The 20267-nt window shown below is 69.7% G+C and carries 8 protein-coding genes and 1 pseudogene; 7 read left to right on the forward strand and 2 right to left on the reverse strand.

Annotation, left to right across the window (positions count from 1 at the left end; translation table 11 throughout):
* Nucleotides 1-318 carry a 50S ribosomal protein L24 gene (gene rplX, locus AS181_RS13095; protein WP_005197643.1) on the reverse strand — a complete coding sequence of 106 codons (318 nt, stop codon included), beginning with the start codon at nt 316-318 and terminating at the stop codon, nt 1-3.
* A gap of 1 nt (nt 319) precedes the next feature.
* Nucleotides 320-688 carry a 50S ribosomal protein L14 gene (rplN, locus tag AS181_RS13100; protein WP_004019493.1) on the reverse strand — a complete coding sequence of 123 codons (369 nt, stop codon included), beginning with the start codon at nt 686-688 and terminating at the stop codon, nt 320-322.
* Between the two features lie 604 nt (nt 689-1292).
* Here rplN and AS181_RS13105 point away from each other — a divergent pair.
* The 7 genes and pseudogenes from AS181_RS13105 to AS181_RS13135 all read left to right on the forward strand — a co-directional run bounded on the left by AS181_RS13105 (nt 1293) and on the right by AS181_RS13135 (nt 20257).
* Nucleotides 1293-15149 carry a non-ribosomal peptide synthetase gene (locus tag AS181_RS13105; protein ID WP_058252034.1) on the forward strand — a complete coding sequence of 4619 codons (13857 nt, stop codon included), beginning with the start codon at nt 1293-1295 and terminating at the stop codon, nt 15147-15149.
* On the forward strand, nt 15146-15403 hold the full coding sequence (locus tag AS181_RS13110; protein ID WP_058251999.1) for an MbtH family protein: 258 nt from the start codon (nt 15146-15148) through the stop codon (nt 15401-15403). The genes AS181_RS13105 and AS181_RS13110 overlap by 4 nt, the downstream gene beginning before the upstream one ends.
* Entirely contained in the window at nt 15381-16640 is a 1260-nt protein-coding gene (locus AS181_RS13115) for an ABC transporter ATP-binding protein (RefSeq protein ID WP_058252000.1), read from the forward strand. The genes AS181_RS13110 and AS181_RS13115 overlap by 23 nt, the downstream gene beginning before the upstream one ends.
* Nucleotides 16630-17412, forward strand: a complete 783-nt coding sequence (locus AS181_RS13120; RefSeq protein WP_058252001.1) for an ABC transporter permease — start codon at nt 16630-16632, stop codon at nt 17410-17412. The genes AS181_RS13115 and AS181_RS13120 overlap by 11 nt, the downstream gene beginning before the upstream one ends.
* Before the next feature lie 91 nt (nt 17413-17503).
* Nucleotides 17504-18112, forward strand: a complete 609-nt coding sequence (gene sigK, locus AS181_RS13125) for an ECF RNA polymerase sigma factor SigK (protein WP_058252002.1) — start codon at nt 17504-17506, stop codon at nt 18110-18112.
* Between the two features lie 7 nt (nt 18113-18119).
* Nucleotides 18120-19064: an anti-sigma factor gene (locus AS181_RS13130; protein ID WP_058252003.1), complete on the forward strand. Its 945-nt coding sequence runs from the start codon at nt 18120-18122 to the stop codon at nt 19062-19064.
* A gap of 144 nt (nt 19065-19208) precedes the next feature.
* A pseudogene (locus tag AS181_RS13135) lies at nt 19209-20257 on the forward strand (alpha/beta hydrolase).
* Nucleotides 20258-20267 lie beyond the last annotated feature (10 nt).

A 20267-nucleotide genomic window follows, 5' to 3' on the forward strand; every position in this document is an offset into this window, starting at 1 on the left:
TCAGATGTCCTTCCCGCTCTTGCGCGAGATCCGGACCTTCTTGCCCGTTTCCTCGTCGACGCGGTAGCCGACGCGAGTCGGGTTGCCGTCGGAGTCCACGACCATCACGTTCGAGACGTGGATCGAGGCTTCCTGGGTCACGATGCCGCCGGAGGAGGCACCGCGCTCGTTGGCCGACGCGGCGGTGTGCTTCTTGATTCGGTTGACGCCCTCGACGAGGACACGCTGGGTCTTCGGGAAGGCCTGGATGACCTTGCCCTTGGCGCCCTTGTCCTTGCCCGAGATGACGATCACGGTGTCGCCCTTGTGGACCTTCATGTCAGATCACCTCCGGTGCCAGCGACACGATCTTCATGAACTTCTTCTCACGCAGCTCGCGGCCGACCGGGCCGAAGATGCGGGTTCCGCGGGGGTCGCTCTCACCCTTGAGGATGACGGCGGCGTTCTCGTCGAAGCGGATGTAGCTTCCGTCCGCACGACGGCGCTCCTTGGTGGTGCGCACGATGACGGCCTTGACGACCTCACCCTTCTTGACGTTGCCGCCCGGGATGGCGTCCTTGACAGTGGCGACGATGACGTCGCCAATGCCGGCGTAGCGCCGCGAGGAACCGCCGAGCACGCGGATGCACAAGATCTCCTTGGCACCGGTGTTGTCGGCGACTCGCAGGCGGGATTCCTGCTGAATCACTCGTTAGTCTCCTTGACCTGGCTTCTTATGTACGGCGGATTTCCGACCCGACGCACACGGTCTGTTGCCATCGAACACACGCCTGCCTGGGGTTTTGACCAGGTTGTGACACCCGGGCCGTCCGCCCCAGTGGGTTCGTGAGCCGATTCGCGACACAGCGGTGCCGCAGGCAACCCCACAAGTGTAGGGGAATGCCCAGGTCCCGGCCAAATCGATGGTCCCGGCGACCGCGCGGGGGTTTCGGATGACGCCGGGCCGGCAAAATTTTCCGCGCACTGACCCATCTGGGGTGCACCGCCACGCGAAGCACCCATGAGACGAGATCGACCAGACACAAGCCCGTCCGGCGAGCAATCAGTGCGAGCCGGAAGGGAGCGAAACACGGGGGGCGTGTCAGCGCCGGGGGTAATTCTCGGCTGCCGATCGTGAGCCGAACGGTCACCATGCTCCCCGGGCTCCGCAGTTCAGTCCGACAACCGCGGCCTGACGGCAAGTCCTCGACTCGGGGCCACCAGCCCCGTGAGCGATGACCGGAGTTCGAATCCCCCAGTCCGAGCCGGGTTCGACGCTGCCGTGCGGGCACGCACTCACAGGGGAGGCACGCGTGACCACAGACGACGCGGTCCGGAACACCGTTGCTACCGACATCGACACCGACCTGACGATCCCGATGACCGCCGCTCAGCGCGGCATCTTCTACGCCCAGCAGCTCGAGCCGGACGTGCCGATGACCATCGACGCGTTCGTCGAATTCCGCGGCGACACATCGGGTCCGCAGGGCGAGAGCGGTGACGACCCACTCGTCGACGTCGATCCGGACATCATGCAGCGTGCTGTCACCCTCACCGAGAGTGAGACCGAGGCCCCGCTGCTGCGGCTGATCCCGACCGACGACGGCGAACCGATGATGGTTCTCGACCGGTCGCAGCACGTGGTGCTGGGTCGACAGGACTTCTCTGACGCCGAGGACCCGCGCGCGGCCGCACTGGCCTGGATCGACCGCCGGCGCAGTGCCAGCTCAGACGTCTTCGCCGACAACATCCTCGAGACACACCTGCTCAAAGTGGGTCCCGGACACTCGATCTGGTATTGCCACGGTCACCACATCGGCTTCGACGGCTATGCCGCGATGTACATGATGCTTCGTGTCGCCTCGCATTACACGGCGATCGTGAACGGAACGCCGCCGCCGATCGCGGACACCGCGTCGATGGTCGACATCGCCGAGTTCGACCGCGAGTACCGTGCCTCCGCCAAGTTCGCCGAGGACCGCGAGCACTGGGCGTCCCATCTGACCGATATGCCCGAGATGACCACTCTCACCAGCCTTTCCGCTCCGGCCGCGCCGTTGTCGGTCGTCCGATCGGCGGTCCTCGACGACACCCTCGTCGCCCGGATCCGCGAGCTCGGACACAGCCACCGGGTCCGGCCGGCGTCGGTCATCACCGCTGCGGTGGCCGCCTACGTCGCGCGCTACACCGACCGCGACGAGGCCATGCTGAGCCTGCCGGTCGCGGCCCGCGACCGCGACGTGCTGCGCACCTCGGCGGGTCTGACCTCCAACGTCGTCCCGTTGCGTATCGCGCTCCACGACGATTCCGCCACCGTGACCGATCTCCTGAAATCGGTCAACGCGGAGATCAAGGCCGCCGTCCGGCACCAGAAGTTCCGGCACGAGGACATCACCTCCCAGATCCTCGGGGCAGCGGGGGCGCGGCGTGGCTTCTTCGGCCCGCTCGTCAACGTCATGCTGTTCTTCCAGCACATCGACTTCGGCCCGCTCAAGGGCGAATTGCACGTCCTGTCCACCGGACCGATCGAGGACCTGTCGGTCAACGTGTACGACAGCCTCGACGGCGGGATGACCCTGGACCTCGAGGCGAATCCGAACATCTACCCGGACGACGACATCACCACCCACCACCGTCGTCTCGTCGACTTCGTGACCGCCTTCGTCGGTGCGCCCGGCGACACGAGGATGTCGGACCTGCACCTCCTGACCGACGCCGAACGCGAAGCGCTACCCGAGCGCATGACCGGGGAACGGGTCGACCACGGCACCACCACCCTCGTCGACCTGCTCGACGACGCGACCCGGGCCCACCCCGACGACACCGCGCTCACCGACGCGCAGGACGGGCGATCACTCACCCATCGCGAATTCACCGACGCGGCAACACAGCTCGCGGCGGCACTCACCCGGCGCGGGATCGGTCCGGAGAGCGTCGTCGGCGTTCAGCTGCCCCGCAGCACGGACCAGATCCTGGCGCTGCACGCGGTGATCCGTGCCGGCGGCGCATTCCTGCCGATCGACCCGGCCGAGCCGGCGGACCGGCTCGGGCACATCCTCGAGGTGGCCGCCCCCGACCTCGTCATCACCGACACGGTGCTGGCCGAACTGCGTGCCGACGAAGGGGTCGCCGCGGCGACAACGCCCCCGGACCCCGACACGGCCGCGTACGTGCTGTTCACCTCCGGTTCCACCGGCAAGCCGAAGGGCGTGGTCATCACCCACCGCGCCATCGTCAACCGCCTCGCGTGGATGCAGGCCCGCTACGAGCTCGCACCGGACGACCGGGTGCTGCAGAAGACCCCGTCCACCTTCGACGTGTCGGTCTGGGAGTTCTTCTGGCCGTTCACCACCGGCGCGGCACTGGTCGTACCGACTGCCGACGGTCATCGCGACCCCTGGTATCTGCGTGACGTGATCGCCGAACACCGCGTCACGACACTGCATTTCGTGCCCTCGATGCTCGCCGCCTTCACCGCGGCACTCGACGCCGACGATGCATCGGAGCTGACGAGCCTGCGCCGCATCTTCACCAGCGGTGAGGCTCTGACTCCCGCGACGGTCGGTGCCGCCGCGATGCTGACGTCCGCTCCGATCCACAACCTCTATGGCCCCACCGAGGCCGCGATCGACGTCACCCACCACGACCACTGCCGCGCCGACGTCCCGGTCATCCCGATCGGCTCCCCGGTGTGGAACACCGGTGTCCACGTGCTCGACCACCGCCTGCGGCCGCAACCGCCCGGCGCGATCGGCGAACTCTATCTCGGCGGCATCCAGCTGGCCCGCGGCTATCGCTCCCGCGCGGACCTGACCGCATCACGGTTCGTCGCCTCGCCGGCCGTGCCGGGCGAACGGCTCTACCGCACCGGCGATCTCGTCCGTCTGAACGCCGCCGGCGAGCTGGAGTACCTCGGTCGCACCGACTCACAGGTCAAGATCCGCGGCCAGCGGGTCGAACTCGGCGAGATCGAGTCGACCCTCAGCCGGCTGCACGGCGTGACCGCCGCGGGCGTGGTCATCCGGGACGATCTGGTCGCCGGTGAGCCCACGATCGTCGGTTACGTCACCGGCACCGGACTCACCGACACTGACGTACGCGCCGAACTCCGAACCGCGCTACCGGATCACATGATCCCCACCGCGATCATGGTCCTCGACGCACTGCCCACCACTGCCAACGGCAAGCTCGACCGCCGTGCGCTGCCGCGGCCCGACCTGCGGACCCACCGCGAGTTCGTCCCCGCGCGTACCGCGCTCGAGCGCTTCGTCGTGGCGACCGTCGCCGATGTGCTCGACCTGCGCGACGGCATGTCCGACGAGGTGGCGAACGAGGCTCCCGCCACGGCTCCGGCGTCGGTGTCGCTGAGCGACAACTTCTTCGAGATCGGCGGGACGTCACTGTCGGCGACACGGATGGCCTCGCGGCTGTCCCGCGCCACCGGCCATCGGATCGGGATCCGTACGGTGTTCGACGCCGACGACCTCGCCGGCCTAGTAGCGGCCCTCTCCGACCTGGGCGTCGACACTGATGAGCCGGCCGTCGGCTCCGCCTCGGTCCCCTCCGACGACACCGCCGGGCGGACCGTCTCCGGAGCCGTGCCGCTGTCCCCGGCCCAGCATCGGCTGTGGCTCGCGACACGGTTGGACTCCGCGTCCTCGGCGACCTACAACATGCCGTTCACCGTCCGCTTCGTCGGCGCACTCGACACCGACGCACTCCGGACGGCCCTGGTCGACGTCGTCCGCCGACACGAGCCGCTGCGCAGCGTCGTCGCCGAGATCGACGGTGTGGCATGCATCTCCGCGATCGACCCGGACGCGGTCGACGTCGACCTGCCGGTCCTCGCGACCGGTGACGTCGCCCAGTGCCCGGACCGCGACTTCGCCTCGCTCCCCTTCGATCTGGCCGCCGAGATCCCCGTCCGTGCGCGCCTCGTCCGTACCGCCGACGACGATCATCGACTCACGATGGTCGTCCATCACATCGCGGCCGACGGCTGGTCGCTGGCCCCCCTCGCCGGCGACCTGGCCACGGCCTACCGCGCCCGCCGCGACGGCGCCGAGCCCGAATGGACGCAGCTGCCGGTCTCCTACTCGCAGACCAGCGCCGCACGTCACGCATGGCTCGACGAGAGTCCGCATGCCGCAGCCGAACTCGAGTTCTGGCGGGACACCCTCGACGGGGCGCCGGGCGAGACCGAGCTGCCCCTGGACCGTCCCCGAAGCCGGGATTCGGAGGTGACCGGCCGGTCCGGATCGTCGGTGACCTCGACCATCGACCCCGACACCTACGGCGCGATCCGGACCATCGCGACCGAGGCCGACGCCACGGTCTTCATGGTGCTCCACGCCTCGGTGGCGCTCCTGCTCCGTTCCCTCGCGCAGTCCTCGGACGTCATCATCGGCACACCGGTGTCCGGACGCGGCGACGCCGACCTCGACGACCTCGTGGGCATGTTCGTCAACACGCTGGCGTTGCGCACCGTCGTCGACAAGGACCTGCCGTTCGCCGACCTGGTGGCACATGTCCGGGACACCGATCTGAACGCGTTCGACAACGCCGACATGCCGTTCGACCGGCTGGTGACCGAACTGAACCCGGCCCGTTCGGGCAATGTCCACCCGTACTTCCAGGTGTCGATGGCCCTGGAGGACCGCTCCGCCATCCGGCTCGACTTCGCCGGGCTCTCGGCGACCGCATCCCGCGTGGACACCGGTCGCACCACCTTCGATCTGCAGTTCACGTTCACCGAGGTGCGCGGGGCGACCGGCGAGCCCGCCGGCCTCACCCTCGAGATCGGTTACGCCACCGCTCTCTTCGACCGGGACACGGTGGCCGGACTCGGTTCGCGCCTGGGCCGCATGCTGGAGGCGGCGACCGCGGACCCGAGCGCCCCGATCGGCGACCTGCCGGTGCTCGACCTGCACGAGCGTCTCGATCTCGTCCCGGCAGTCGGCGAAGGCCGCCGTCCGGTCGAGCACCTGACGCGGCTGCTGTCGGCGGCCGCGGAGTCCTCGCCGCACCGCGTCGCGGTGACCGACGGGATCCGGTCGCTGACCTACCGTGAACTCGACGCGGCGTCGAACCAGCTGGCGCGGGCGCTCATCGACGGTGGCGCCGGACCTGAGAACCATGTGGCCGTGGCACTTCCGCGCAGTGTCGAGTGGATTGTCGCGATGTGGGCGATCGCCCGCACCGGAGCCGCCTGGCTCCCGGTCGATCCCGCGTATCCGTCCGGCCGCATCGAACACATGCTGACCGACTCGGGCGCACGACTGCTCGTCACCGATCGGTCGTCCGATCCCGGCGCCGGGCCCGCTCTGAGCACAGTCGTCCTCGACGACCCCGCGATCCGCGACTGGATCGACGCCGAATCAGCGGCGCCCATCGCGGATTCGGAGCGTCGAGGCGTCCTCGACGTCGACCAGCCCGCCTACCTGATCTACACATCGGGGACCACCGGCACGCCCAAGGGCGTCGTCGTCAGCCACCGCGGACTCGCCGATTTCGGCGCGCAACAGGTCACGCAGTACGGGATCACGCCCACCAGTCGGACGATGCACATGGCGTCGCCGAGTTTCGATGCGTCGGTACTCGAGATCCTGATGGCGATCTCCGCCGGGTCGACCATGCACATCGTGCCGCCGGGGATCGTCGGCGGCATCGAGCTCGCCGAGCTGATGCGCGATGCGCGGATCACGCACGCGTTCCTGACCCCGTCGGTGCTGACGACCATGTCCCCGGACGACGTCCCCGATCTCGAGGCACTCGTCATCGGCGGCGAGCACCCGAACTCCGAGGTTGTCCGCACCTGGTCGACCGGCCCGAAGCTGTTCAACGCCTACGGTCCCACCGAGACCACCGTGGTGGCCGCGGTGTCGGCGCCGATCAGCCCCGACTACACGACGCTGACCATCGGCCGGCCCATCCGCGGCATCTCCGCGCTGGTCCTGGACGAGCGCCTGCGTCCGGTCGCCCCCGGCGCGATCGGCGAGTTGTACATCGCCGGTGAGCATCTCGCCCGCGGGTACCACGGCGTCCGACCGCTGACATCCAAGCGCTTCATCGCCAACCCCTACGGCGATCCCGGCGAGCGCATGTACCGAACCGGCGACCTGGTCCGGTGGACCTCCGATCACGAACTCGAGTTCCGCGGGCGGGCCGACCATCAGACCAAGATCCGTGGGCACCGCATCGAACTCGGTGAGATCGACGCCGCCCTGGTCGCTGACGAGTCGGTGCGGGCGGCGGTCACCACCACGCATGGCGAGGGCGACCGCGCCCATCTCGTGTCCTACGTGACCGTGACCGCGGGCGCCCACGGGCAGGCCGCCGCGGTGCGAGACCGATTGGCGCAGCGCCTGCCCCGGCACATGATCCCGTCGACGATCATCGAGCTCGACGAGATCCCCACGACCCCGATCGGCAAGGTCGACCTCCGGGCACTGCCCGCGCCGGAGCCGGGATCGGTGGACGGCGACGTGGCGTTCGTCGCGCCGCGCAACCCCCTGGAGCAGGCGGTCGCCGATCTGATCGCCGAGCGTCTCGAGCTGGAACGCGGCACCATCGGCCGCGATCACGACTTCTTCGACCTCGGCGGCAACTCGTTGCTGGCGACCCAGATCGTCGGCGCACTCGAGAATCTCACCGGGCGACGAGTCCCCGTCCGCGAGGTCTTCGACCACTCGACCGTCGCCGGCATCGCCCGGCTCGGCGGCGCCGACGAGGGTGACACCGCCCTCGTCGAGGCGCGGACGCTCGCCGACCTCCGGCACGATCCGGACAGCCCCGCGCAACCGGGACCCGCGCAGCAGCAGCTCTGGTTCCTCAACCAGCTCGCGGGCGGTGCTGACGCCGATCCGGGTCGAGCCGACAACGACAACGGTTCGTCGACAGCCGATTACGCCATCGCCTTCGCGCTGGATCTCCGTGGCGATCTCGACGTGGACGCCCTCTCCGGCGCGCTCCGATACGCCGTCGACCGACACGAGATGCTGCGCACCGTCTACCCCGAGCACGACGGGCGCCCCGACCTGGACGTACGTTCCACCGACGAGGTGCAGACCGAACTCACCGTCGTCGAGACGACTTCGGCGGAGTGGCCGGCCCAGGCGCAGGCGCTGGCGCGTCGCCCGTTCGACCTGACCGTCGACGTACCGCTGCGCGTCGCACTGCACCGGATCGACAGTGACACCGCGCATCACAAGCTGACCCTTGTCATCCACCACATCGCTGCCGACGGTTGGTCCATGGTGCCGCTGCACCGCGACATCACCACCGCCTACGCCGAACTGCGGACGGCGGCCGAGAACGATACCGAAGCCGCGGTCACCGCCGCTCCGCCGGCCCTGGACTATCGCGACTACCTGCGCTGGCAGGCCGATCACCTCGAGACCCGAACCGATCTGGCCGACCGGTGGCGACTGGACCTGGACGGGATCGATGTCGGTCCGATCCTCGTGCCCGACGCGCCGAGCGGGTCCGCCCGCACCGCGGGCGTGGTCGAGGTCGACTTCGACGCCGAACTACGCAGCCGCCTGTCCGCACTGGGCGGCGGCCGGGCGACCGAATTCATGTGCGTGCATGCGGTGTTCGCCGCGCTGCTGCATCGGCTGAACGCCGACCCGCAGGTTCATGTCGCCGGTTCGGCGTCGGACATCGTGATCGGCACACCCGTCGCCGGACGCGCCGATCCCCGGCTCGCCGACATCGTCGGCATGTTCGTGAACTCGGTCGTCCTCCGGACCCCGGTCGACGGGAGCCAGGGGTTCGCGGCCCTGCTCGACTCCGTCCGCAGCCGCGATCTGGACGCGCTGGCGGGCGCCGACATGCCGTTCGAGCAGATCGTCTCGATGCTCAATCCGCCTCGCACGGACCGGCATCCGATATTCCAGATCGCGCTGGCGTTCGACGCCGGGGTCTCCGACACCCTCGAACCGGACCACACCAGGGTGGATCTGCCCGGCCTGCAGGTCGTCGCCGAGGAGATCGAGACCGGGGCCGCCCGGTTCGACCTCGAACTGCGACTCCGCGACGGGCGCGCGCGGTTCACCTATGCGACCGATGTCCACACGCATGACCGCGTCAGCGAACTGGCCCGGATGTTCGTCGATCTCACACGCGAGGTCGCCGCGGATCCGTCGACACCTCTCGACGACCTCACCGGGGCGGCCGATCTCGCGGCCGCCGCCGAACCCAAGGTCCGCGACCACGGCTCGATCGAGCCGAGGCATCTTGCCGACATCCTCGCCGACACCGTCATCGACCACTCCGATCGCGTGGCGGTCGAGGACGGAGACCGCACGCTGACCTACGCCGAGATCGATCGGATCTCCGCGCGCTGGGCACTCACGCTGCGCGAGCTCGGGGTCGGCACCGAGGACGTGGTCGCGATCGCCGTCGATCGCAGCCTGGAATCGGTGGTCGCCACATGGGCCGTGACGAAGGCGGGCGCGGCCGCACTGCCGGTCGACATGCGTTACCCGGCCGAGCGGATCGCCCACATGATCGCCGATTCGGGCGCCATCCTCGGCATCAGCAGCGCCGACCACCGTCGCGATGTGCCGCACGACATCTGGTGGCTGACCCCGGAGGATCTGCGCACCGGCGAGCGCGCTGGCTTCCGGCCCCCGGCCCGGCACCCGGATTCGATCGCCTACATCGTCTACACCTCCGGCTCCACCGGAAAACCGAAGGGCGTCAGCGTGTCCCACCGCGGCCTGGCCGCATTCGCCCAGACCCAGCGGGAGCGGTACGAGGTCGGCCCCGGCGATCGCACCCTGCTGTTCGCCTCCCCCTCGTTCGACGCATCGATGCTGGAGTTCCTCCTCGCGGTCGAGTCCGGCGCGACGATGGTGGTGGCACCGACGACGATCTACGGCGGCGACGAACTCGTCGAGTTCCTCGACGAGCGCGAGGTCACCCACGCGTTCATCACGCCGTCGGCCCTCGCCGCCGCGGCACCCCATCCGCTCCCCCACCTGAAGACCCTCGGCGTGGGCGGCGAGGCCAGCACCCCGGAACTCGTGGCGCGCTGGGGAACCGGCCGTCGCTACATCAACTCCTACGGACCGACCGAGACGACCATCGTCGCGACGATGTCGGCGCCGCTGCGCCCGGGTGAGCCGATCACCATCGGCACGCCGGTCCACGAATGCACCGCTCTCGTCCTCGACCATCGGTTGCGCCCGCTGCCCGACCACGTTCCCGGCGAGCTCTACCTCAGCGGGCCGGGAGTGGCACGGGGCTACCTGGGGCGCCGCAGTCTGACCGCCGGCCGGTTCGTGGCCTCCCCCGACGGAAACGGCGCCGTCATGTACCGCACCGGTGACATCGTGCACCGCGACGCCGACGGCGCGCTGACCTACCACGGTCGCAGTGACAACCAGGTGAAGGTCCGCGGTTTCCGCATCGAACTCGACGAGGTGAGTGCGGCACTGGCGGCCGTGGACGGCATCGACTTCGCCACCACCGTCGTCCGCGGCGAGAGCGCATCGGCCACCCTGGTCGGTTACGTGACGCGGTCGGGCGGGGCGGCCGGCACTGCAGACGCCCCGGAAACACTGGACAGCGCACAGGTGTTGGAATCGGTCCGCAGCCGCCTGCCGCGCCACATGGTCCCGTCCGCGATCGTCGTGCTGGACGAGATCCCGCTGACCGGCAACGGCAAGCTCGACCATCGGGCACTGCCGGAGCCGTCGTCGAGCAGCATGTCGTCCGTCGGTCGCGCACCGCGCGGTGATGCCGAGACCGCGCTGGTCGGCATCATCGCCGACGTGCTCGGCCTCGCCCGCGAGGAGATCGGTGCCACCGACGACTTCTTCCTGCTGGGTGGCACCTCGCTGCAGGCGACCACTCTGGTCAGTCGGATCAACCGCGTGTCGGCCGACGGCCGCCTCCGCGTCCGGGACGTCTTCGACCACCCGACCGCCGAAGCCCTCGCGGACCTGATCAGCCTGCCGGCCGACTGGGCGCCGACCGCGGAGTCCGACGAGTCGTCGGGTCGCCCGGTCCGACGGGAGACATTCCCGCTCGCGCCGGTCCAGCGCCGCCTGTGGTCGCTGGCGGCGGCCGACCCCGCGTCGACCGAGTACCTGATGCCTTTCGTCCTGCGACTGACCGGGGACATCGATCTCGAGGCCCTCCGCGGCGCACTCACCGATGTCGTCGCCCGGCACACCAGCCTGCGGACGGTCTTCGAGGCGGTCGACGGGACACCGACGGGCCGGGTGCTCGACGATCCCGCGGCCGTCGTCGGCTCGCTGACCCCCGTCGTCCCCGCGGACCCCGACGCACTGATGAGCGAGATCGCGCGCCTCGCGTCGACGCCCATCGACCCGACCACCGAGGCGCCGCTGCGTGCCACGGTCGTCGCGGACCCCGGTGCGCGTGGCGAGACCGCGACGCACATCCTCCTGCTCGTCGTGCATCACATCGCCGCCGACGGCGCTTCCTTGCCGACCCTCGTCGGCGACCTGGCGCAGGCCTACCGAGAACGACGCGCCGGCCGCGCCGAGACCTGGGATGCGGCCGCTCTCGACTACCGCGACCACGCCGTCGAGAGTGCGACAGCGCCCGCGGCGACCGACGAGCTGGGATTCTGGACCGAACACCTCGCGGGTGCGCCCGCCGAGAGCACGGTCGAACCGGTCGGCGGCGGCAGACGCGGTTCCGGTGCCCGGTCGGTGAGTCTGCCGCTCCCGGCACACACCCGGGCGGGACTGACCGCCTTCGCCCGCGAACAGTCGACGACGCCGTTCTCCGTCCTGCACACCGCACTGGCGATCCTGCTGCACCGTCTGGGCGTCGGCGATGACCTGGTCATCGGCAGTCCGGTCGACAACCGCACCGGTATGACCGGCGTCGACCGCGACTACAGCGGCGTGGTCGGCATGTTCGTCAACATGGTGCCGCTGCGCAGCCACCTGCGCAGCGCGGAGACCGTCGCCGCACTGGTCCGCCGGACCCGCGACACCGACATCGACGCCCTCGATCACCGCGGAGTGCCCTTCGACGACATCGTGACCGCGCTCAATCCCGAACGCGCGCACGGTCGACACCCGCTCTTCCAGGTGGCGTTGTCGGTGCACGACTTCGCCGGTGGCGCGCCGACCCCGGTGGGCGGTGCGGATTCCCTCGCCGGGACCGCCGTTCCGATGGACGACGACCTGATGGCCGAGGTGGCCGAATTCGAGTCCCTCGCCGCCAAGTTCGACCTGCAATTCACCGTCACCGGCCTGGGCGCGACCGACTCCGACACCGACGCCGCCGTCCAGATCACCTACGACGCGGCGCGATACGGACATGACGACGCCCAGATGCTGGGAACGCGACTCATGCGCGTGTTGCGCGGCATGCTCGGCGACCCCGGACGCGCGATCGGCGACATCCGCATCACCGACCCCCTCGAGGTGGCCGAGCGCACCCCCGCTCTCGGACCGCGCGGCAACGCACCGACGACGCTGGACGTGCTGATCGCCGATGCGGTGCGGCGGCACCCCGACGGGCTCGCCGCGATCGGGCAGCCCACCGCGGACGGCGAGGGCCCTGAGACGCTCACCTACGCCGAACTCGACGCACGCTCGAACCGGCTGGCCCGGGTCCTCCTGGGCCGCGGGGTGGGGGCCTACTCGCGCTCGGCCGACGAGCCGGGGACCGAGGGTCCCGACGTCCGGTCGTCCCGTGAACCGGTGGTCGCGATGGCGATCAGCCGTTCCATCGACTCCCTGGTGGCGATCTGGGCGATCGTGAAGGCCGGCGCCGCATACGTTCCCATCGACCCCGAGTATCCCGCCGACCGCATCGCGCATATGCTCGACGACAGCGGCGCGCAGCTGGTCGTGACGACCTCGTCGTCGTGGGAACGCATCGCGGAGAGCTCGGCCGGGAGCGAGGTACCGACCCTCGTCCTGGACGCCGCGTCGACCCGGACCCGCATGAAGCACTCCTCGCCGGCGCCGATCACCGACGCCGAGCGGGCGTCGACGATCCGCCCGGATCAGTTGGCGTACATCATCTACACGTCGGGATCGACCGGTAAGCCCAAGGGCGTCCTGGTCCCGCACAGCGGGTTGCGCGCGGTGCACGACGAACTCGCGGAACGGATGAACCCCGGACCCACGTCCCGCGTGTTGCACTTCGCCTCACCGAGTTTCGACGCCTCGGTGCTGGAGATGCTGCTCGCGCTGGCCGGTTCGTCGGCACTGACCATCGTCGAACCCCACGTCTACGGCGGCACCGCGCTCAGCGATGTGATCAGGGCGCGCCAGGCGACGCATGCGTTCATCACCCCCGCCGCGGTGGCCAGCATGGATCCCGCCGCCGTGCCGTCACTGCGCGCACTCGCGGTCGGTGGCGAGGCCTACGGAACCGACCTCGTGCGGCGCTGGTCGCCCGGTCGCACGATGATCAACGTCTACGGACCCACCGAGACGACGATCATCACGACCGGCAGCCGGTCGCTGACCCCGAACACGCCGCTGACGATCGGCACGCCGAACAACGGCGTCGGCGCGCTCGTCCTCGACGATCGGCTGCACCCGGTGCCGCCCGGCGTCACCGGCGACCTGTACCTGACCGGCGTGCAGCTCACGCGCGGTTATCACCGTCGGCCCGGCCTCACCGCGGTCCGGTTCGTCCCGGCTCCGATGGTCACCGGGCCCCGGTTCGCCGGCCAACGGATGTACCGCACCGGCGACCTGGTCCGCTGGACCGGTGACGGGCAGCTCCTCTACGTCGGCCGCAGCGATTCCCAGGTGCAGGTCCGCGGATTCCGCATCGAACTGGGTGAGATCGACGACGCGCTCGCCGCCGAACCCGACGTCGACTTCGCCGTGACACTCGTGGACGGCACCGGGGCCCAGGCGATCCTGCGCAGCTACGTGACCGCGACGCGCGGGCACGAACCCGATCCCGCCGACCTGCGGCGCCGGGTGGGACGACGGCTGCCGCGGCACATGGTGCCGGTGTCCGTCTCCGTGCTCGAGAACATTCCGCTGACCCCCACCGGCAAACTCGACCGCGCGGCGCTGCCGACCCCGGCCGTCTCCGCCTCGGGCCGAGCGCCGGCCCCCGGGACCGAGACGACCATCGCCCGCGTCTTCGCGGAGGTGCTCGAGGTCGACCTCGATGCCATCGGTGCCGACGACGGATTCTTCGACCTGGGTGGCAACTCCCTGGTGGCCACCGCCGTGACCGGCAAGCTGAGCGAGCTCACCGGACAGCACCTGGCGGCGCAATCGCTGTTCGGGGCCCCGAGTCCCGCCGAACTCGCCGAGGTGCTCGACGGCGGGGCGCACTCCGACGGGGACACCGGACCGTCGGCCTCCGGTCTCGACACCCTCCTGCCGCTGCGCCGCACCAGCAGCGACACCGGAAGCGATTCTCCCGCACCGCTCTTCGTGGTCCACCCGGCGATCGGACTGTCCTGGAGCTTCACCTCCCTGCTGCCCCACCTGCCTGCCGACCGCGCGGTCTACGGCCTACAGCACCCGGCGTTCGCCGGTGATCCGTGCCCGCAGACGATCGCCGACCTCGCCCAGGTGTACGTGGCGAAGCTGCGCACGGTGTCACCGGAGGGGCCGTACCATCTGCTCGGGTGGTCGCTGGGCGGGTTGATCGCCCACGAGATGGCCGTGCAACTCCAGGAGGCCGGCGAGACCGTCGAGCAACTCGTCGTGCTCGACAGTTACGTCGTCGCCGAACGGCCCGACCTCGACACCGAGGCGTCGATCGCAGAACTCATGCGCGAGTTCGGACTCGACGTCCCCGAGGGTGGCGAAGAGGGCACCGAGCCCTCGGTCGCGGACGCGTTCCGTGTCATCTCCGCGGCGGGCGGCGCGCTCGGCGGCTTGTCCGAGGAGACGCTCACGACCGTGCACGAGGTGTTCCGCCACGCCTCACCGCTGGCGCGGAACTGGCAACCCCGGGTCTTCGACGGCGACCTCACCTTCGTCACCGCGACCGTGGACGCGCACGACGGTCCGCCGGCGGTCGCCGACTGGCACAGCAAGGTCACCGGTCGCGTCGTCGAGGTCGAGGCGACCAGCACCCACGCACGCATGTTGCTGCCGGAGAACGTCTCCGAGTGGCTGACCGCAATCGAATCCGGCCCGATCGAATCAGACCCGGGCACACCGGGAATCGCAGCACAGGAGGAGGAATCATGACGAACCCGTTCGACGACACCGAGGGGACCTTCCACGTCCTCGTCAATCACGAGAACCAGCATTCCTTGTGGCCGGACTTCGCCCCCGTCCCCGACGGTTGGACCGTCGTGTTCGGTCCGTCGGGTCACGACGAGTGCCTCGAGTACGTCGAGGAGAACTGGCGAGACATGCGGCCCGCCAGCCTGATCCGCGCGATGGAACGTTCGCAGAACAGTGAAAGGGAGGTCACACATGGGGCGGCACAGTATGGCTGACACCACGTCGGCCGAAACCACTCCGGGGACCACAGCGTCGCCGTCCGGTCCGGTCACGACTCCCGGCGAGACGTCCACCGATGGCGTCTCCCCCGCCCGCAACGCCCTCGAGCTGCGCGGCCTGCGAAAGACGTTCCGCACCGGGCTGTTCGGCCGGGGTCGCCGCGTTCATGCCCTCAACGGCCTGGACCTGACCGTGCCCGCCGGCACCGTGCACGCGCTGCTCGGCCCCAACGGAGCCGGCAAGACCACCACCGTCCGCGCGGTGGCGACGCTGATGAAACCCGACGAGGGCAGCGTCGTGGTCGACGGTGTCGACGCACTCGCCGATCCCGGCGCAGCCCGCAAGATCATCGGCGTGTCCGGGCAGTACGCCGCCGTCGACGGGAACCTGACCGGTTTCGAGAACCTGCGGATGGTCGGTCAGCTGTACGGACTCTCCCGGGGCGAGGCCTCGGCACGGGCGCGCGAACTGATCGCCGACCTCGCCCTGCAGGACGCCGCCGACCGCCCGATGCGTACCTACTCCGGCGGCATGCGCCGGCGGCTCGATCTCGCCGGCGCCCTGATCAACCGACCGTCCCTGGTCATCCTCGACGAACCGACGACCGGGCTGGATCCCCGTGGGCGACGCCAGATGTGGGAGGTCATCACCGAACAGGTCGCGAACGGCGCGACGGTCCTGCTCACGACGCAGTACCTGGAAGAGGCCGACGCCCTGGCCAACGAGATCACCGTCATCGACCACGGGACGATCCGGGCCCAGGGCAGTGCCGCCGACCTCAAGGCCTCCACCGGTGCGTCGATCCTCACCATCGAGGTGCGTTCGGACGGGACCGCTCACGACGAGCTGGTCGCCACGACCCTCGCCGAGGTCGGACTCGGCATGCCCGAACGACTCGACGAGTCGGATCGCCCCGACCCGGCACACACCGACAACTCACGGTGGTCCCTGCCGGTCAGCGACGGGAGCCGCAGCGCGGTCGCCGCCGTCCGGGCGCTCGACGCCGCCGGGATCGTCGTCGTCGACGCCACCGTCGCGACGCCGACCCTCGACGATGTGTTCCTGGCCCTCACGGAGCGGGACACGCCGGACAACGATGGCGGCAGTGACCACGGCGGCGAGACATCGGCCACGGCCGATGCCGAGACCACCGTCATCCCGACGGTGGCCGACGCCGATCCCGATCTCTCCCACGCCCCGACGACCCGAACGGATCGACTCCATGCTCACTGACACCGCAGTGCTGGTCGAGCGAAACCTGCTCACCGTCAAGCGAATTCCCACCCTGCTGATCAGTGCCACCATCCAGCCGCTGATGTTCGTGTTCCTGTTCGCCTACGTCTTCGGCGCGACCTTCGGCGGGGGTTCCTACCGGGAATTCCTGATGGCCGGCATCTTCACGCAGACCGTCGTCTTCAACGCGGCCTTCACCACGGTCGGCCTGGCCAACGACACCTCCGACGGCATCGTCGACCGGCTGCGGTCGCTACCGATGTCCCGGTTGGGCGTCATCAGCGGCCGTGTCACCTCGGACATGCTCCTGGGCGTCGTCGGCCTCGCGGTGATGGTCGCGTGCGGGCTCGCCATCGGCTGGCGGGTCCAGGGCAGTGCCGGCGACGCCGCCCTCGCCTTCGGCATCATCGGACTGTTCGCGCTCGCCATGGCGTGGGTGGGTGCGGTGACCGGTCTCGCCGCGCCGAATGTCGAAGCCGCACAGAGCATCGGGTTCTTGTGGATGTTCCCGGTCACGTTCCTGTCGAGCGCGTTCATCTCCGCCCAGAGCCTGCCGGGTCCGCTGCGCGCGATCGCCGAGTGGAATCCGGTGACGGCAGTGGCGACCGCGTCCCGGCAGCTCTTCGGCAACGAGGCACCGCCGACCTTCCCCGAGGCCACCGGATGGGTCGCCGACCACGCGGTCGGATACTCGGTGGGATCGGCGCTGGTCATACTGGCGGTGTGCATACCCGCCTCGCTCATCCTGTACCGCCGCGCCGCCAACCGGTGATCTGCAGGTCAGTGATCCATGGATTCGCGATCGGTAGCCCCGGGATCGACGATCACCCGAGAAATCCCTACGTCTTCGTTACCGTGGAACCGTGACACCGGACGATGGCAGCGCGGCCACCGACGCGCACCACGGACGCGGGGGCGAAGCACAGATGCTGCGGGAGTTGCTGGCCGCAGCCGCGACAGGCGACCGGACCGCGTTCTCCACGCTGTACGACCGCACGAGTTCACGGATCTACGGACTCGCGTTCCGCGTCGTGCGGGACCGTCAGTACGCGGAGGAGATCGTCCAGGAGGCGTACCTGCAGTACTGGCAGAAGGCCGGCGAGTACCAGCCCGGGCGCGGTTCGGTCATCACATGGATGATGACCATCGCCCACCGGCGGGCCGTCGACCGCGTCCGATCCGAGGAGCTCCAGCAACAGCGCATGTCGCAGTACGGCGCGGTCTCGGTGGAGACACCGCGGAACATACCGCTCGAGGTCGTTGTGCAGACCGACGAGGCGCGTACGCTACGAACATGTCTCGGCACGCTCACGGAACTGCAACGGAGCTGCATCGAGATGTCGTATTTCGGGGGCCTGACCTATCCCGAGGTCGCCCGGCACACCGATACCCCCTTGCCCACCATCAAATCTCGGATTCGAGATGGCCTGCGTCGGTTGAGAACCTGCCTGAGGACGCACGAGGACGCCTGATCCCACAATGACCACATCCGATACGACCGGGGACCGCGGGGCCACCTGGCTCGACGACCACGTCGAATTGTTCGCCGTCGGCGCGCTGACCCCCGACGAGACCAGACGCGTCGAGTCAGAACTCGCCGCACTTCCACCGCACGAGCGGGCGGAACACGACGCCCAGATCGCCGACATCCAGGCGGCCATGGCGGGTTTCGCGACGACCTATGCGCTCGACGCACCGCCCGAACTCCGGGACCGGGTGCTGCAGCACGTCTTCGAGGGTGCGGCGCTGACCCCGGAGGCCTACCTACCCTCAGGCATCGAGCCGGGTCCGCAGAACCCGGCCGCCGCGGTCGATCCCGTCCCGCCGGTCGCACCCGCGGGAACGGGCCGATCCGGCGAGAGCGACCTCGCGCCGCCACCGCCGCCGGTCGAATTGCGGCCCCGCGACTCGCGCCACGGACAGCATCGATCGGGTGGGACCGCGCGGCGCCCGGCACGCGCAACGGCGATCCTGGCGGCCGCGGCGGTGACCGTGGCCGTGGCGCTCGGGGCAGGCGTGCTCATCGGTCGCACCACCGCCCCCGAGTCGTCCACCTCGTCGACGGCGCTCAGCGACTCCCAACGTGAGGTGCTCGGGGTACTCACCGCCGCGGACGCGTCCGTGAGCGTCGAGCCATTGGCCGACGACCGGGGCACCATCGCGGTGGTGACGTCCGAATCGGCCGACCAGGCGGTCGCGCTCCTGCGGGACCTGCGCACGCCCATCCCGGCCGACAGCACCTATCAGTTGTGGCTGGTGGGCGGCGCACCGCAGCCGGTGCCGGCCGGACTGATCCCCGGAGACGACACCGCACCGGTGGTGGTGGACGACGTGCGCGGGTCGAGCGTGCTCGCGGTCACCATCGAACCGGCCGGCGGTTCGCCGCAGCCGACGACACCGATCCTCGCCCAGGTCGCCCTCTAGGCCGGCGAGAATTCGATCCTTCGGGTGACAGCCCTGGCGATCTCCGCTCGTATTGTTCTTCTGTGTGCGGGCGATCCATAGACTGTGGGGCCGGCATGTCGGCGCGTCCGATCCGACGGGATCTCGAGAACGAGTGGGTGCGATGTGAACGGAATCGGTCGTCGGGAACAGCGGCAGCGACATCCCGGCGGGTGGAGAGTCCTCGCCGGGTTGCTGTCGGTGGCTGCGGTCATCGCGGGCCTCGCGACCGCTCCCGGGGCCCCGGCGATCGCCGCGCCGTCGTCCCCCGACGGTTCCCGCATCGTCGACTCCTACACCGATGACCCGCAGCAGGTGACGCTGCTCGTCCACTCCGCCTCGATGAACCGAACGGTCCCGGTCACGGTGCTCACGCCGCGGGATCGGACCCGGCCGGCGCCCACCCTGTACCTGCTCAACGGCGCCGGTGGCGGGGAGGACTCCGCGACCTGGGACGCACGGACCACCTACAAGCGGTACTTCGCCGACCGGCACGCTTATGTCGTCACCCCGATCGGTGGCGCCTACTCGTACTACACCGACTGGCAGCGCGACGATCCCGCTCTCGGGCGCAACAAATGGCAGACCTTCCTCACGAAGGAACTGCCGCCCCTCATCGACGACGAATTCGACACCACCGGCGTCAACGCGATCGCCGGGATCTCGATGGCGGGGACATCGGTGCTCAATCTCGCCATCGCCGCCCCCGGTTGTACCGATCCGTCGCCGCCTTCAGCGGGTGCGCTCGGACCAGCGACCCGGCCGGCCAGCAGTACATCCGGCTGGTCGTCGAGGACCGCGGTCAAGCGGACATGACCAACATGTGGGGCCCGCTCGACGGTCCCGGCTGGCGAGCCAACGATCCCTACCTGAACGCGGCGAAGCTGCGCGGCAGCAAGGTCTACATGACGACCGGGACGGGAGCACCGGGTGTCCACGAGCAGCTGACCGACCCGAGTATCGCGGGCGACGGTTTCACGCTGGCGAACCAGGCGATCGTGGGCGGCGGGATCGAGGTCGCCATCGACATCTGCACCCGGCAGATGGTCGAGCGTATGCGTGCGCTCGACGTCCCGGTTCAGGTGAACTTCCGCCCGACCGGTACCCACTCATGGGGTTATTGGCAGGACGACCTGTACCAGACCTGGCCGCGTATCGAACGCGACCTGCGCTGAGCGCTCACTA

This window comes from Gordonia sp. SGD-V-85 (assembly GCF_001456905.1).
Classification (GTDB): Bacteria; Actinomycetota; Actinomycetes; order Mycobacteriales; family Mycobacteriaceae; genus Gordonia; species Gordonia hongkongensis.

What these genes read in the sequence shown, in the direction of transcription:
- rplX (WP_005197643.1), bottom strand. Translation starts at nt 318, where the DNA reads ATGAAGGTCCACAAGGGCGACACCGTGATCGTCATCTCGGGCAAGGAC.
- AS181_RS13120 (WP_058252001.1), top strand. Translation starts at nt 16,630, where the DNA reads ATGCTCACTGACACCGCAGTGCTGGTCGAGCGAAACCTGCTCACCGTC.
- AS181_RS13130 (WP_058252003.1), top strand. Translation starts at nt 18,120, where the DNA reads ATGACCACATCCGATACGACCGGGGACCGCGGGGCCACCTGGCTCGAC.
- AS181_RS13110 (WP_058251999.1), top strand. Translation starts at nt 15,146, where the DNA reads ATGACGAACCCGTTCGACGACACCGAGGGGACCTTCCACGTCCTCGTC.
- AS181_RS13115 (WP_058252000.1), top strand. Translation starts at nt 15,381, where the DNA reads ATGGGGCGGCACAGTATGGCTGACACCACGTCGGCCGAAACCACTCCG.